The sequence below is a fragment of the Bacillus tianshenii genome (genome assembly GCA_020524525.2).
In the GTDB taxonomy this organism is placed as follows: domain Bacteria; phylum Bacillota; class Bacilli; order Bacillales; family Bacillaceae_N; genus Bacillus_AV.
Genome location: CP129018.1, coordinates 1,968,789 through 1,983,112, shown reverse-complemented (window position 1 = coordinate 1,983,112; position 14,324 = coordinate 1,968,789). Strand labels below are relative to the sequence as shown.

Sequence of the window (14,324 nt, the reverse complement as noted above, 5' to 3'; positions counted from 1 at the left end):
ATTATATAATAGAAGTTACATTCACTAATTTAGAATTATTACAATTTGACACTTTTTATCCAACTGCTTATAATAATGATGTAATGCGAGGGAGGGAACAGTTATGGAAAGTCGGGTTGAACGAATTAAGAAACAATTACACTCTCAAAGTTATAAGTTAACACCGCAGCGCGAGGCAACCGTTCGTGTGCTTCTAGAAAATGAAGAAGACCACTTAAGCGCCGAAGATGTCTACCTCCTCGTGAAAGAAAAATCCCCCGAGATTGGGTTGGCAACTGTCTACCGAACATTAGAATTGTTAACAGAATTAAAAATTGTTGATAAAATAAATTTTGGTGATGGCGTATCGCGCTATGACCTTCGTAAAGAAGGAGCCGACCACTTTCACCATCACTTAGTTTGTATTGAGTGTGGAGCGGTTGATGAAATTCAAGAAGACTTACTCGGTGATGTTGAGAAGGTTGTAGAACGGGATTGGAATTTTAAAATTAAAGATCACCGTCTTACCTTTCACGGCATTTGTCATCGTTGTCATTCAGAAGGTAAAGATTGATGAGTCAGGCCTTTTCCTAACTAAGAGGAGAAGGTTTTTTTATTTACAAAAGGTCATAAATCGGCTAACGTAACTATTGAAGCTTTATGTATATTTTTCGTTTGTATGGGCATATGCTTGTAATAATGCTTGTACAAACGGAGGAATGACTGTGTTAACTGGAATGAAGATGTTTTTTCATGCGCTCAAAGTATTTATCATCTTCACAGGCTGTACCATTCTTTTCTATATCGGAATGATGTGGGTAAATGAAGAGTATCAAAATTATCATCGCTATGATGAACCGCAAGGCAATGCTGTAAAGGTCTCAAGTAATTTTGATGACGCTTATCCTGTCATTGAGCGGTTATTGTTCTTCTATGAACACGGAGAATAAAAGGGGGGTGCTTCAAGGTGGATATGGAATATGAAGTGAAGGACTTTATTCATTATTTAATAGTAGAGCGTGGTTTATCAAAAAATACATCAACTGCTTATGAACGTGATTTGAAACAATACATGATGTATTTAACGAAAGTCGAATGCCTCGTTTCCTTCAATGATGTAAAGCGATTACATATTGTCCAGTTCCTCGGTCATCAGAAGGAAAAAGGACGGGCTAGTTCGACGCTTGCACGAAACCTTGCTTCTATTCGAGCTTTTCATCAATTTTTATTACGGGAAAAACGAACAGAAAACGACCCGTCCATACATCTTGATACACCTCAGGCAGAACGAAAGCTGCCAAAGGTGCTCTCTTCTAATGAAGTGGAAGCGCTTTTATCAGCTCCTAAAGGGACAACTCCTTTTGCATTGCGTGATCAGGCGATGATTGAACTGCTTTACGCAACAGGCATGCGCGTTAGTGAGCTAGTTTCTTTAGATATTGGGGACGTTCATTTAACAATGGGGTTCGTTCGCTGTTTAGGAAAAGGAAGCAAGGAGCGGATTATTCCAGTAGGTCGGATGGCTTCCAAGGCTCTTGATACATATTTGCAACGCGGTCGTTCGAACTTATTAAAGCGAGAACAAAATGATGCTTTGTTTTTGAATAATCATGGCCGTCGGTTGACACGACAAGGTTTTTGGAAAATTTTAAAGAAGCTTACCCGTGAAGCAGGGATTGAAAAGGAACTAACCCCGCATACATTGCGTCATTCATTTGCGACTCATTTACTTGAAAATGGGGCAGACCTTAGAGCGGTTCAAGAAATGCTTGGTCATGCAGATATTTCAACAACCCAAATCTATACTCATGTAACGAAAACACGCTTAAAAGATATCTACAAATCATTTCATCCACGCGCTTAAAATGCAAGTTTGCTAGAGTTTTAACGTGCGGAAAATGTTTTCATAGAAAATTTGAAATTAAAGATGTCAGACCTCTTACATCTGTATTATACTAGATGTGTGAAAGGGTTTTATTCAGGGTATAGCTAAAAATAGTAAATTTTCATGGTGGAAATTGACTGGAGGGAAAGAACGTGAAATTTAAACGGATTTTTTTAGTTGTTATGGATTCAGTCGGTATCGGTGAAGCACCTGATGCAGCGGCTTTTAATGATCAAGGATCAGATACACTCGGCCATATTGCTGAGCATATGAACGGACTAACAATGCCAAATATGGGGAACCTTGGTCTGAGCAATATTCGCCATATTAAAGGAATTGAACCAGCAGACAAACCACTTGCTCATTATACAAAAATGCAAGAAGCATCGAACGGAAAAGATACAATGACAGGCCATTGGGAGATTATGGGCTTAAACATTGAGCAGCCTTTTCGTACATTCCCTGATGGCTTTCCAGCTGAATTAATCAACGAGCTTGAGGAACGGACAGGCCGAAAGATTATTGGGAATAAGCCTGCTTCTGGTACCGAAATTCTTGTTGAGCTTGGCGAAGAGCATATCAAAACTGGGGCACTAATCGTCTATACTTCAGCTGATTCGGTGTTGCAAATTGCCGCTCATGAAGAAGTTGTACCACTTGAAGAGCTCTATAATATTTGTGAGATTGCTCGACAGCTTACACTTGATGAAAAGTATATGGTAGGTCGTGTTATTGCCCGCCCATTTGTTGGAAAGCCGGGTGCATTTGAAAGAACGTCAAACCGCCATGATTACGCCTTAAAACCATTTGGCCGCACAGTGATGAATGAAATGAAAGATGCTGGTCTCGATGTCATTGCACTAGGCAAAATCTCTGATATTTATGATGGGGAAGGCGTAACAGAAGCCGTCCGCACGACTTCCAATATGGATGGAATGGATAAATTAAATGCATCATTAGGCAAGGATTTTACAGGTATGAGTTTCTTGAACCTTGTTGATTTTGATGCGAAATATGGGCATCGTCGTGATCCACAAGGGTACGGGGAAGCACTCGAAGCGTACGATGCTCGTTTGCCTGAAGTACTTGAGGCAATGGGAGAAGAAGATTTACTGATCATTACGGCTGATCACGGAAATGACCCTGTTCATCATGGTACAGATCATACACGTGAATACGTTCCGTTAATTGTGTATCATAAAGGAATTTCAGAAGGAAAAGAACTACCAGTACGAAATACTTTCGCAGATATCGGTGCAACAGTAGCAGATAATTTTGGTATTAAGATGCCAAAGCACGGCGCAAGCTTTTTGAAAGAAATTCACTAATGACAGGAGCGAATACGGATGCTTGAGATGATTAAAGAAGCAGCAGATTATATTAACAAACACATTTCTGTAGAACCGAAAATTGGCTTAATTCTTGGATCTGGTCTTGGCGTTCTTGCTGATGAGATTGAAAACCCAGAAACGATTGATTACCGCAACATTCCGAATTTCCCTGTCTCAACAGTTGAAGGTCACGCTGGTCAGCTTGTAGTTGGGAAATTACAAGGGAAAAGTGTGATCGCAATGAAAGGCCGTTTTCATTATTATGAAGGCTATGAGATGGCGAAGGTTACTTTTCCTGTCCGTGTTATGAGGGAATTAGGTGTTGAAAAATTAATCGTTACAAATGCTGCTGGTGGCGTAAATGAGAGCTTCTCAGCTGGTGATTTAATGCTGATTTCCGATCACATTAATAATATGAATGGCAATCCACTTATCGGGCCGAATAACAATGAGCTTGGCGTGCGTTTTCCTGATATGTCCGAAAGCTATTCAAAGCAGCTTCGTCAGCTAGCGAAAGGTGTTGCAAAGAAGTTAAGCTTAACGATTCAAGAAGGCGTCTATGTTGCCAATAGCGGTCCTGTATACGAAACACCTGCAGAAGTACGAATGATTCGCAAAATCGGTGGTGACGCAGTGGGGATGTCAACAGTACCTGAAGTCATTATAGCTCGCCACTCTGGCATGGAAGTTCTCGGAATATCTTGTATTTCCAATATGGCAGCAGGTATCTTAGATCAACCACTTACACATGATGAAGTAATTGAAACAACTGAACGAGTTCGTGCTAGTTTCTTAGCATTTGTTAAAGAAATTGTAAACGAAATGAACTAATGGGGTGGAAAAATGGAAAATTTAACAGCGAAAATGAAAGAAGCAGTTGATTATATTCAAGGCGAAATAAAAGTAGAGCCGAAAATTGGTCTTATTCTTGGTTCAGGGCTTGGCGTATTAGCAGATGAAGTGGAAGAGGCCGTTAAAATTGATTACACAAGCATTCCGCATTTCCCAGAATCAACAGTAGAAGGGCATGAAGGGAAACTTGTAGTAGGAAAGCTGCATGGACAGCCTGTTATCGCCATGCAAGGTCGTTTCCATTATTATGAAGGCTATTCGATGCAAGAAGTTACATTCCCTGTCCGTGTGATGAAAGGCCTTGGCGTTGATATGCTTGTTGTAACAAATGCGTGCGGAGGTATGAACGAAAGCTTTGAGCCTGGCGATTTAATGATTATTAATGATCATTTGAACATGACAGGTGCTAATCCATTAATTGGGCCGAACGAAGCAGAGTTAGGTCCACGTTTTCCAGATATGAGTCGTGCTTACACTCCTGAACTTGTAAAGCTTGCAAAAGAAACAGCTTCGAAGGTTGGGATTAAAGTTCAAGAAGGTGTCTATGCAGGTATTACAGGACCAACATATATGACGCCAGCAGAGTTAATCATGCTTCGTAATCTTGGCGGTGATGCAGTCGGAATGTCAACAGTACCTGAGGTTATCGTTGCAAGCCACATGCAAATGAATGTCCTTGGAATTTCTTGCGTAACAGATATGGCTATTGGGGAAGACCTAGAACCGTTAACACATGAGCAAGTAGTAGAAACAGCAAACCGTACCCGTCCAAAGTTCATCAAGCTTGTTAAAGAAATCGTCGCAGCAGCACAAGTTTAAAAGGGAGAGGTGTTTCAACATGCGAATGGTTGACCTTATACAGAAAAAGCGAGATGGCAAAGAATTAACAAAAGAAGAAATCCGCTTCATGATTGAAGGCTACACAAATGATGAGATCCCTGATTACCAAATGAGTGCATTAGCAATGGCGGTTTTCTTTCAAGATATGACACAGGAAGAACGTGCGGAATTAACGATGGCGATGGTTGATTCTGGTGATAAAATTGATTTGTCTGCTATTGACGGAATTAAAGTAGATAAGCATTCAACCGGCGGTGTTGGAGATACAACGACGTTGGTGTTAGCACCTCTTGTGGCATCAGTCGGCGTTCCCGTTGCAAAAATGTCTGGCCGTGGTCTTGGTCATACAGGAGGTACGATTGACAAGCTCGAATCTGTCGATGGCTTCCACGTCGAAATTGACAATAATGAATTTATTGAACTCGTTAATAAAAATAAAGTGGCTGTTATCGGACAAAGTGGGAACTTAACACCGGCTGATAAGAAACTGTACGGACTCCGTGATGTCACAGCCACAGTTAATTCGATTCCGTTAATTGCAAGTTCAATTATGAGTAAAAAAATTGCGGCCGGAGCAGATGCAATCGTGTTGGATGTGAAAACAGGTGCAGGGGCTTTCATGAAGCAGCTTGAAGATTCAAAAGCTTTGGCAAAGGCAATGGTGCAAATCGGAAACAACGTAGGCCGGAAAACGATGGCTGTCATTTCAGATATGAGCCAGCCGTTAGGTTTTGCAGTTGGGAATGCTCTTGAAGTGAAGGAAGCGATTGATACGCTTCAAGGAAAAGGACCGAAGGATTTACAAGAATTATGTTTGACTCTTGGAAGTCATATGGTTCATCTAGCTGAAAAGGCTGACAGCTTAGAAGATGCTCGGAAACAGCTTGAAGAAGCAATCACATCTGGAAAAGCATTAGAAACATTTAAAACATTCCTATCAGCACAAGGCGGAAATGCCGAAGTGGTGGATCATCCAGAGCGACTCCCACAAGCAAAATACACATTTGAGCTTGAAGCGAAAGAGGATGGCTATGTATCAGAAATTGTGGCAGATGAAGTCGGAAATGCTGCTATGATTCTCGGCGCAGGACGAGCAACGAAAGAATCTCAAATCGACTTAGCTGTCGGAGTTGTCTTGCGTAAAAAAATTGGTGATGAAGTGAAGAAAGGTGAGTCACTTGCTACGCTTTACGCTAATACAGAAGATGTAGCGGAAGCGCTTGAAAAGCTGGATAAGAGCTTCACACTATCTCCAAGTAAAGTAAACGCACCAGCACTCGTTTACGATGTTATCACAGAATAAAAGAAAAGCTGAAAAAGGCATTCAACCTTTTTCAGCTTTTCTTTTTGCCATATAGGACGATAAAGCTGTAGGACTTAAACACACAATCAACATCCTTAAAGTCAGCTTTCTTTAACCAGCCAAGCTGTTCGGAAAGCGTTGACATTTTATCAAGCTTTGTTCGTTCATATGCTTTTTGTAATTGTTCTGCTGTTAAATCAGTTGCTTCGATTCGTGTCTTCCAATTTTGTTTGTAAAGCGCATCAAGTTCAGCTGTTTCACCTAGTGCTTGATCAGCATTCACAAATATTCCACCAGGCTTTAATAATTTGTTAATCGTTTGATATAGCTTTTCTTTTTGTTGGGCTGAAAGGTGATGAATAGAAAGCGAGGATACTACAGCATCATATGGTCCTTCAAACGGATAATTGGTATAATCCGCTGTTACGTATGTAACATTGCTCTTTTCAGTAAAGCGCTTCTTCGCAACTTGTAGCATTTCCTCTGAAAGATCAACTAACGTAAACTCACCATCTGGATATTTTTCTAACAACATTGACGAAAGAAGCCCTGTGCCTGCTCCTAAATCTAGAATTTGCGGTTTTTTCATTTCAAAATCAACAAGCTGGGCAGCCGTACCATAAAACTCATCGTAGCAAGGGATTAATTTTCTGCGTTCAGCATCATATTGTTTGGCATGAGCATTGAAGGAAGTGGCAATTTGACTCAACTGGATTTCCCTCCTTAATTTTCAGAATTTTATGTGCAATCATACCATGAAAAAGCGAAAAAAGATATGTTTCGTATTGTATATTTTTATATTTAATGGAAAAAATGTCTTGTATCACGATTGGAGGGAGATGACAACAGTGCGTTTCGTTTCAACGATGCTTGCTGTGTTAATGTTTTTATCGTTCAGTGTTCAACCGACTGCTGCGAAAGAAACGAAAATCGAGCTGGTCGACCAGGCTAAGTCTGCGATTTTGATCGAGCGTGACAGTGGAGCGGTTCTATACGAAAAGAACAGCAATGAGAAACTTCCGCCTGCAAGTATGACTAAGATCATGACAATGATTCTTATCATGGAGGCGATTGATCAAGGAAAATTAAAAATGGATGAAAAGGTTCGGACGAGTGCATTGGCTTCATCAATGGGCGGCTCTCAAATCTTCCTTGAAGAAGGAGAGGAAATGACAGTCCAAGAGATGCTGAAGGGAATCGCAATCGCCTCTGGTAATGATGCATCAGTTGCAATGGCAGAAAGAGTTGAAGGTTCGGTTGATGCATTTGTCGAGAGAATGAATGAAAAGGCAAAAGAATTAGGTCTTAAGAATACGCATTTTCAAAATCCAACAGGTCTCCCTGCTAATGATCACTATAGTACAGCTGCAGATATGGCTTTGATGGCGAAGGAATTGTTAAAGTACGAAGGAATTACAGAATTCACAGGTAAGTATGAAGATTATTTACGTCAAGGAACTGAAAAGCAATTTTGGCTTGTAAATACAAACCGTCTTGTTAAATTTTATCCTGGCGTTGATGGATTAAAGACAGGGTTTACTAATGAAGCGAAATACTGTTTAACAGCTACAGCGAAGAAAAAGGATATGCGTGTTATCGCGGTTGTAATGGGAGCACCAACGCCAAAAGAACGTAATCGCCAAATTACAAATATGCTTGATTTTGCATTTATGCAATATGAATCACATCCGATGCATAAACGTGGTGACGTGGTTGGAACAATTAACCTTAGTAAAGGCAGTGAGAAAACAGTTGATATCGTCACATCTGAAAATATTTCCTTATTGACGAAAAAAGGCGAACAGATTGACAAAATTCAAAAAAATGTTGATTTGCCAGAGAATTTGCTTGCTCCTGTGAAAAAAGGCGACAAAGTTGGCACACTGACATATATGAAAGATGGGAAAACGTTAGTAGAAAGTCCGCTTGTGGCAGCTGCAGATGTTGAGGCAGCATCATGGTGGCAATTATTTAAACGTGTGCTCGGTTCATTTGCGAAAGCGAACTAAATTGTCGTTTTACCAAGTTCATTGCCGTAATTCGAAAGCTTTTCACTAGTTTTGTCATGTGGAAGGATTGTGCGAATGAAAAGGAGAAAGATTCACATATCCAAAATGCGAGGAGGATCAAACGTGAGTCTTGCGATTGAACTTGAAACGAAAAACGATGTGTTGTTAGTGCGTTTGCAAGGGGGAGTTAGATCATCACACGTCGGAGCAGCTAAGGGAAAAGATTCATGCAGTACTTGATAAGCAAAATATTCAGCATATGATTTTGAATATGGAGTCGTTAACTTTTATGGATAGCTCAGGCTTAGGCGTGATTCTTGGGCGTTACAAACAAATTCAAAACCAAGGTGGCAGGATGATGATTTGTTCGATCTCCCCTGCTGTTCATCGTTTATTTGAAATGTCAGGGATCTATAAGATTATCCAGTTTGTCGAGGATGAAGAGTATGCACTTCAGTCATTGGGGGTGGCGTAAGTGAGTGAGAAATGAAATGAACTTACAATTCTCTGCCCTCAGTCAGAACGAGTCATTTGCACGGGTAACAGTGGCATCGTTCATTGCCCAGTTAGACCCGACGATGGATGAGCTAACAGAGATTAAAACGGTCGTTTCAGAAGCAGTTACAAATGCGATTATCCACGGTTACGATAATAACCCAGAAGGAATTGTTTATATTTCAGTCACTTTGAATGAAGGAACTGTTTATTTAACGATTCATGATGATGGGTTGGGAATTGAAAATATTGATGAGGCTAGACAGCCGTTATTTACGACGAAACCAGAGCTGGAACGCTCAGGAATGGGATTTACGATTATGGAGAATTTTATGGATGAAGTTGAAATTGAAACAGATGCTGGCGCGGGAACAACAATTCGTTTAACTAAGCACCTATCCAAAAGTAAAGCGTTATGCAATTAAGGAGTTCTGCCTATGGACGTGGAAGTCAAGAAAGAACCGCATTTGCAGGATGACGTGGTGAAGGCACTTATTAAACGCAGCCAAAGTGGGGACCAAGCAGCTCGTGATTTAATTGTGGAACGAAATATGCGTCTTGTTTGGTCTGTTGTGCAACGGTTTTTGAACCGAGGCTATGAAGCAGATGATTTGTTTCAAATTGGCTGTATTGGTTTATTGAAGTCTGTTGATAAGTTTGATTTAAGCTATGATGTGAAATTTTCAACCTATGCCGTGCCGATGATTATTGGGGAAATTCAACGATTTATTCGAGATGACGGGACTGTGAAAGTGAGCCGTTCGCTGAAAGAAACAGGCAACAAAATTCGCAGAAAAAAAGACGAGCTTTCAAAGATTCTAGGCAGAGCACCAACAATAACCGAAATTGCTGAAGCATTAGAGATTTCAATTGAAGATGTTGTGATGGCACAAGAGGCAAGTCGTGCACCGTCTTCAATTCATGAAACGGTTTATGAAAATGATGGAGATCCGATTACACTTCTTGACCAAATTGCCGATGAAGACAGCAAATGGTTTGATAAAATTGCTTTAGAAGAAGCAATCCGCTCACTTGATGAACGGGAGCGCCTAATTGTTTATATGCGTTATTACAAAGATAAGACCCAATCAGAGGTAGCCGAGCGTCTCGGTATTTCACAAGTACAAGTGTCCAGGCTTGAAAAGAAAATTTTGCATTATATGAAACAGCAAATTCATCATGAAGAAACATAAGAAAAAGACGGGCAGATTGCCTGTCTTTTTTACGTTTTTAGAGAGTGAATAAGTCATTTATCTATGTAAAGGCTTCAGCAATCGGACATCCTGACCGCCTTCGACGCACAGGATGTGCTAGTGCAGGCGTTGTCACAGGACGTGACGCTCTTAGCCAGCGTTCCTTTCATGTCCAGCTGCTGCGGCTAGGGGCTCGAGGTCATAAGGCAGCCTGCTGCGAGGACAAAGGGCGATCCTCTCCGCATCCTGCCTTATGCTTGTCGCCCCTGTTCAAGCCACCTCCGCTTTCGACGCACAGGATGTGCTAGTGCAGGCGTTGTCACAGGACGTGACGTTCTTAGCCAGCGTTCCTTTGATGTCCAGCTCCGGTGGCTAGGGGCTCGAGGTCATAAGTCAGGCTGTTGCGGGGACAAAGAGCAGTCCCCTCCACATTCTGCCTTATGCTTGTCGCCCCTGTTCAAGCCACCTCCGCTTATCTAGATGTCTAGCTGCGAAAGGCAGGCTGCGCGAGTTGCTTCACCTTTCCACGTCGAAAGCAAAAGGCAGCTTTCTCTGTGTAAAGGCTCCAGCAATCGGACAGCCTGACCGCCTTTCTCCGCTTTTCGATATTCCCATTTTTTGTTTTGGGTGTTTTGGAATGAGTGACATAGGTATTCCTCATACTATACATAAAGATGGAGCTAAATTTTATTCGTTATTGGAATTGAGGTGACAAGGGTGGCAAAGGTTTGTTATCTCAGGTTATATCAGCGTGTTATTGCGAAGCAAAAAGATGTTTTGAGGTTGGGTGATCTTGCAAAAATCTCTGCTTCTCCTGATGTTGTCGAAAAGCTTCGAGGTATTGTTGTTCATCAAATCTCTTCTAAAGATAAAAACATTCTTGTCATTGAAATGATGAGGGTGATTGATTTAATTCGTCACGTTGATGAACAGTTAGAAGTTCAAACAATCGGACCGAATCAAACAATTGTTGAAATTCGTTATCCACGCAAACAATGGAGTGTTCTTTCATTTGTTGCTGTATGGCTGCTTTTGTTTTTTGGAGCGGGGCTTGCAATCATGAATTTTCATGAAGATGTAAGTATGCAAGCTGTACAGCAAAAGTTATATAAGATGATAACCGGTGAAGAGGTTGAGAAACCATTGCTATTACAAATCCCCTATTCCTTAGGACTCGGTATTGGCATGGTGTTATTTTTTAATCATTTATTTAAAAAGCGTTTTAATGAAGAGCCGAGCCCGCTGGAAGTTGAGATGTTTAAGTATCAGCAAGATTTAGACCAATATATTGTGATTCACGAAAACAAAGAAAGTATGAACAGAATTGACGACAATTGAGGTTCTTTTTCTCATGTTTATCGGTCTTGCTGGTGGATTAGCGGTAGGCTCAGGTTTTGTTGCATTTCTTGCAGTGCTTGGGATTATTCCAAGGCTCACCCAATTAACGAAAACAATGAAATTTATTCGCCCTTATGAATGGAGTGTTATTAGTGGTGCTGTTACATCTAGTTGGCTAGGTCTTCAAGGGATTACGTTACATTACTCACCACTATTATTAGTGCCAATTGGACTTGCATGCGGGATGTTTATCGGTATGTTAGCGGCTGCATTGACAGAAGTGTTAAATGTTTTTCCAATTTTAGCAAAACGAATTGGCGTGGATGAAAAAATTATTATGCTTCTGATGGCTATTGTGTTCGGTAAAGTGCTTGGTTCGTTGTTCCATTGGATTTATTTTGTCGATTTTTAATAGGATTTCACAGTGTAAAGGAAGGTAATCAAAAATGAGGCTGATTGGCAAACAAACATGGCAATTTCAACAACCGATTTATGTAGAAGGGACCGGTACGGCAGTAGGGCCAAAAGAAGCGCGTGGTCCGCTTGGAAAGTATTATGATATGAAATACGACAAGCTTGACTGTGGGGAGTCAAGTTGGGAAATGGCTGAGCGCCGTCTTCTCAATGATGCTGTCCAAACATGTATCACGAAATCGCAATATACAGCAGACGATGTTGATTTGTTCTTAGCTGGAGATCTAATGAATCAAAATGTAACGACAAATTATGCAGCAAGGGATATTGGGATTCCGCTATTGTGTATGTTTGGCGCATGCTCCACTTCGATGGAAACACTTGCGGTTGCAGCAGCGTTAATTGATGGCGGCTTTGCAAATCGTGCAATTGCCGCTGCTAGCAGTCACAATGCCTCAGCAGAAAAGCAATTTCGTTATCCTACAGAATATGGAAGTCAAAAGCCGGATACAGCAACATTCACTGTTTCTGGTTCTGGTGCAGTGCTTATCGGGAAGAAGCAAGGAAATGTCAAGATTACAGCTGCAACGATTGGAAAAGTGATTGATTACGGGTTAAATGATCCATTTGATATGGGAAGTGCAATGGCGCCTGCGGCAGCGGATACAATTTCAAGGCATTTTAAAGATATGGCTCGCTCGCCACAGGATTATGACTTAATTGCGACCGGTGACTTATCAGCAGTAGGAAGTCCTCTGCTTGTTCAGCTGCTTCAAAAAGAAGGTTATGACTTATCAAAGGTTCACAATGATTGTGGCTTAATGGTTTACTACAGCGATCAAGGTGTATTTGCCGGCGGGAGTGGCTGTGCGTGTTCAGCTGTCGTCACATATGGATATCTATTAGATGAAATAAGCAAAGGGAATTTGAAAAGAGTGTTTGTTGTAGCTACAGGAGCACTTTTAAGCCCGACTATATTGAATCAGAAGGAAACGATTCCAACCATTGCCCATGGGGTTGTCTTTGAGCATGTTGAGCAGTCAGAAAAATAAGGAAAGGGGTGAAGGAAGTGCAGCAGAAAGAAAAAGAGAAAACACCGATTTCTTCACACTTACCTAATAATGAAGCTTATCTTAAAGAACATGTTGGTCTTGGAACAAGCTTTGACCTAGGTGTTCGAAAATATAAAATCTTAAATAAATGGATGCATGTGTATTATTTAAATGGTCTATGTGAAACTGCCTTTATTATTGAAATATTAAGGGAACTTGTTGAAATAAATGATAATGAAAAACCTACAATTAACGCGCGGGAACTTATTAATAATCGGCTGATTCATCAGCAAGTTCAACCAGCCAAAACAATGGATGAGATTGTTGACCAGCTTCTTTCTGGTCTGCTTATCATTTTAATTGAGGATGAAGCACAAGGATTTATCGTTGATGTACGTAGTTATCCAGGCAGAACACCTCAAGAGCCTGACACAGAAAAAGTTGTCCGTGGTTCACGTGATGGTTATACCGAAAATATAATCGAAAATACAGCTTTAACGCGTCGACGCATTCGTGACGAACGACTGCGACTTGAAATGATGCAGGTTGGTGAACGGTCAAAAACAGATATTTGTGTCGCTTATCTTCAAGATGTTGCTGACCCGCAATTAATTAAGCTGATTAAGAAAGAGCTATCTGAAATTCAAATTGACGGGATTCCAATGGCAGACAAAACAGTTGAAGAATTTCTCGTGAAACAGAACTTCAACCCATATCCACTTGTTCGGTATACAGAGCGTCCAGATGTGGCCTCTACCCATTTGCTTGAAGGCCATGTGATTGTAATGGTTGATACATCACCAAGTGTCATTATTACACCGACCACATTTTTTCATCATGTTCAGCATGCAGAGGAATATCGCCAAACACCTGCCACAGGAGCTTTTTTGCGATGGGTACGTTTTCTTGGAATGATTGCTTCTCTTTTCTTGACGCCGCTTTGGTTTTTATTCGTAATGGAGCCTCAGTTGCTTCCGAAAGCACTAGAGTTTATTGGTCCTAATGAAGATTCGAATATTCCAATGATTGGTCAATTATTAATTGCAGATATTGGTTTAGATTTGTTGAGGATGGCTGCCATTCATACGCCGACTCCGCTTTCAACAGCTATGGGGTTAATTGCAGCAGTGTTAATCGGACAAATTGCGATCGATGTTGGCTTGTTTGTACCTGAAGTTATTTTATATGTTTCAGTGGCCGCAATCGGTTCATTTGCTACTCCAAGTTATGAATTAAGTATTGCTAATAAGCTCGTCAGGGTTCTTCTATTACTGTCAGTCGTAACATTTGGCGTACCTGGCTTTGCAATTGCCGCAACAGTTGTATTTATTCTGTTAACTCAAATCCGTTCTTTAAATACACCATATCTTTGGCCATTTGTTCCATTCAATCCAAAGGCTTTCATGCAAATATTAATCCGTGTGTCCGTACCATTGTCGAAAACACGTCCAAGCATCGTTCATCCGCGTAATTCCAAGAAACAACCGACAAAACCCCCTCGTAAACAGCCGACAAAACAACCGACATAACTTTCTAATAGCGGAAGTTTTCTCTTTATTGAAAGGTACACGTTTGTGTGATAAAGTGTTTTTAATAAAGCAGTGTGCGAAATTTCTGAAAGACAGTTCTTTTG

The 14,324-nt window shown here is 40.9% G+C and carries 15 protein-coding genes and 1 pseudogene; 15 read left to right on the top strand and 1 reads right to left on the bottom strand.

Annotation, left to right across the window (positions count from 1 at the left end; genetic code table 11):
* Positions 1-103 precede the first annotated feature (103 nt).
* From LC040_10050 to LC040_10020, 7 genes are all read left to right on the top strand, one after another.
* Positions 104-553, top strand: coding sequence for a Fur family transcriptional regulator (locus tag LC040_10050; protein WLR49655.1), 450 nt, complete (start codon positions 104-106; stop codon positions 551-553).
* A gap of 151 nt (positions 554-704) precedes the next feature.
* The gene (locus LC040_10045) at positions 705-929 is read left to right on the top strand and encodes a YqzK family protein (protein WLR49654.1); all 225 of its coding nucleotides are present in this window, start codon (positions 705-707) and stop codon (positions 927-929) included.
* A 23-nt stretch (positions 930-952) separates the two neighbouring features.
* Positions 953-1,843, top strand: coding sequence for a site-specific tyrosine recombinase XerD (gene xerD / locus LC040_10040; GenBank protein WLR53254.1), 891 nt, complete (start codon positions 953-955; stop codon positions 1,841-1,843).
* A gap of 203 nt (positions 1,844-2,046) precedes the next feature.
* Entirely contained in the window at positions 2,047-3,192 is a 1,146-nt protein-coding gene (gene deoB / locus LC040_10035; protein ID WLR53253.1) for a phosphopentomutase, read from the top strand.
* An 18-nt stretch (positions 3,193-3,210) separates the two neighbouring features.
* Positions 3,211-4,026 carry a purine-nucleoside phosphorylase gene (locus tag LC040_10030; GenBank protein WLR49653.1) on the top strand — a complete coding sequence of 272 codons (816 nt, stop codon included), beginning with the start codon at positions 3,211-3,213 and terminating at the stop codon, positions 4,024-4,026.
* A gap of 12 nt (positions 4,027-4,038) precedes the next feature.
* The gene (locus LC040_10025) at positions 4,039-4,866 is read left to right on the top strand and encodes a purine-nucleoside phosphorylase (GenBank protein ID WLR49652.1); all 828 of its coding nucleotides are present in this window, start codon (positions 4,039-4,041) and stop codon (positions 4,864-4,866) included.
* Between the two features lie 19 nt (positions 4,867-4,885).
* A complete protein-coding gene (locus LC040_10020; protein WLR49651.1) occupies positions 4,886-6,190 on the top strand; it encodes a pyrimidine-nucleoside phosphorylase in 1,305 nt (434 codons plus the stop codon).
* Positions 6,191-6,221: 31 nt separating this feature from the next.
* Here the strand turns inward: LC040_10020 and LC040_10015 are convergent, their stop codons facing one another.
* Positions 6,222-6,899 carry a class I SAM-dependent methyltransferase gene (locus LC040_10015; GenBank protein ID WLR49650.1) on the bottom strand — a complete coding sequence of 226 codons (678 nt, stop codon included), beginning with the start codon at positions 6,897-6,899 and terminating at the stop codon, positions 6,222-6,224.
* 172 nt (positions 6,900-7,071) lie between these two features.
* Between LC040_10015 and LC040_10010 the strand changes: the two genes are divergently transcribed.
* The 8 genes and pseudogenes from LC040_10010 to LC040_09975 all read left to right on the top strand — a co-directional run bounded on the left by LC040_10010 (position 7,072) and on the right by LC040_09975 (position 14,220).
* Entirely contained in the window at positions 7,072-8,199 is a 1,128-nt protein-coding gene (locus tag LC040_10010) for a D-alanyl-D-alanine carboxypeptidase family protein (GenBank protein WLR53252.1), read from the top strand.
* A gap of 123 nt (positions 8,200-8,322) precedes the next feature.
* Positions 8,323-8,674, top strand: a pseudogene (gene spoIIAA, locus LC040_10005) (anti-sigma F factor antagonist).
* A 4-nt stretch (positions 8,675-8,678) separates the two neighbouring features.
* Positions 8,679-9,119, top strand: coding sequence for an anti-sigma F factor (gene spoIIAB / locus LC040_10000; GenBank protein WLR49649.1), 441 nt, complete (start codon positions 8,679-8,681; stop codon positions 9,117-9,119).
* Between the two features lie 12 nt (positions 9,120-9,131).
* On the top strand, positions 9,132-9,887 hold the full coding sequence (sigF, locus tag LC040_09995; GenBank protein ID WLR49648.1) for an RNA polymerase sporulation sigma factor SigF: 756 nt from the start codon (positions 9,132-9,134) through the stop codon (positions 9,885-9,887).
* A 717-nt stretch (positions 9,888-10,604) separates the two neighbouring features.
* Positions 10,605-11,225: a stage V sporulation protein AA gene (locus LC040_09990; protein ID WLR49647.1), complete on the top strand. Its 621-nt coding sequence runs from the start codon at positions 10,605-10,607 to the stop codon at positions 11,223-11,225.
* A gap of 13 nt (positions 11,226-11,238) precedes the next feature.
* Positions 11,239-11,637 (top strand): stage V sporulation protein AB, encoded by a 399-nt coding sequence (locus LC040_09985; protein ID WLR53251.1) that lies wholly within the window; start codon positions 11,239-11,241, stop codon positions 11,635-11,637.
* Between the two features lie 34 nt (positions 11,638-11,671).
* Positions 11,672-12,691 carry a stage V sporulation protein AD gene (gene spoVAD / locus LC040_09980; GenBank protein WLR49646.1) on the top strand — a complete coding sequence of 340 codons (1,020 nt, stop codon included), beginning with the start codon at positions 11,672-11,674 and terminating at the stop codon, positions 12,689-12,691.
* Between the two features lie 17 nt (positions 12,692-12,708).
* Positions 12,709-14,220: a spore germination protein gene (locus LC040_09975; protein ID WLR49645.1), complete on the top strand. Its 1,512-nt coding sequence runs from the start codon at positions 12,709-12,711 to the stop codon at positions 14,218-14,220.
* Positions 14,221-14,324: the final 104 nt, after the last annotated feature.

Coding starts and splice junctions, on each gene's coding strand:
- LC040_10050 (WLR49655.1), top strand. CDS start 104: ATGGAAAGTCGGGTTGAACGAATTAAGAAACAATTACACTCTCAAAGT.
- sigF (WLR49648.1), top strand. CDS start 9,132: ATGGACGTGGAAGTCAAGAAAGAACCGCATTTGCAGGATGACGTGGTG.
- LC040_10010 (WLR53252.1), top strand. CDS start 7,072: ATGTTTTTATCGTTCAGTGTTCAACCGACTGCTGCGAAAGAAACGAAA.
- xerD (WLR53254.1), top strand. CDS start 953: ATGGAATATGAAGTGAAGGACTTTATTCATTATTTAATAGTAGAGCGT.
- LC040_10025 (WLR49652.1), top strand. CDS start 4,039: ATGGAAAATTTAACAGCGAAAATGAAAGAAGCAGTTGATTATATTCAA.
- deoB (WLR53253.1), top strand. CDS start 2,047: ATGGATTCAGTCGGTATCGGTGAAGCACCTGATGCAGCGGCTTTTAAT.
- LC040_09985 (WLR53251.1), top strand. CDS start 11,239: ATGTTTATCGGTCTTGCTGGTGGATTAGCGGTAGGCTCAGGTTTTGTT.
- LC040_10030 (WLR49653.1), top strand. CDS start 3,211: ATGCTTGAGATGATTAAAGAAGCAGCAGATTATATTAACAAACACATT.
- spoVAD (WLR49646.1), top strand. CDS start 11,672: ATGAGGCTGATTGGCAAACAAACATGGCAATTTCAACAACCGATTTAT.
- LC040_10020 (WLR49651.1), top strand. CDS start 4,886: ATGCGAATGGTTGACCTTATACAGAAAAAGCGAGATGGCAAAGAATTA.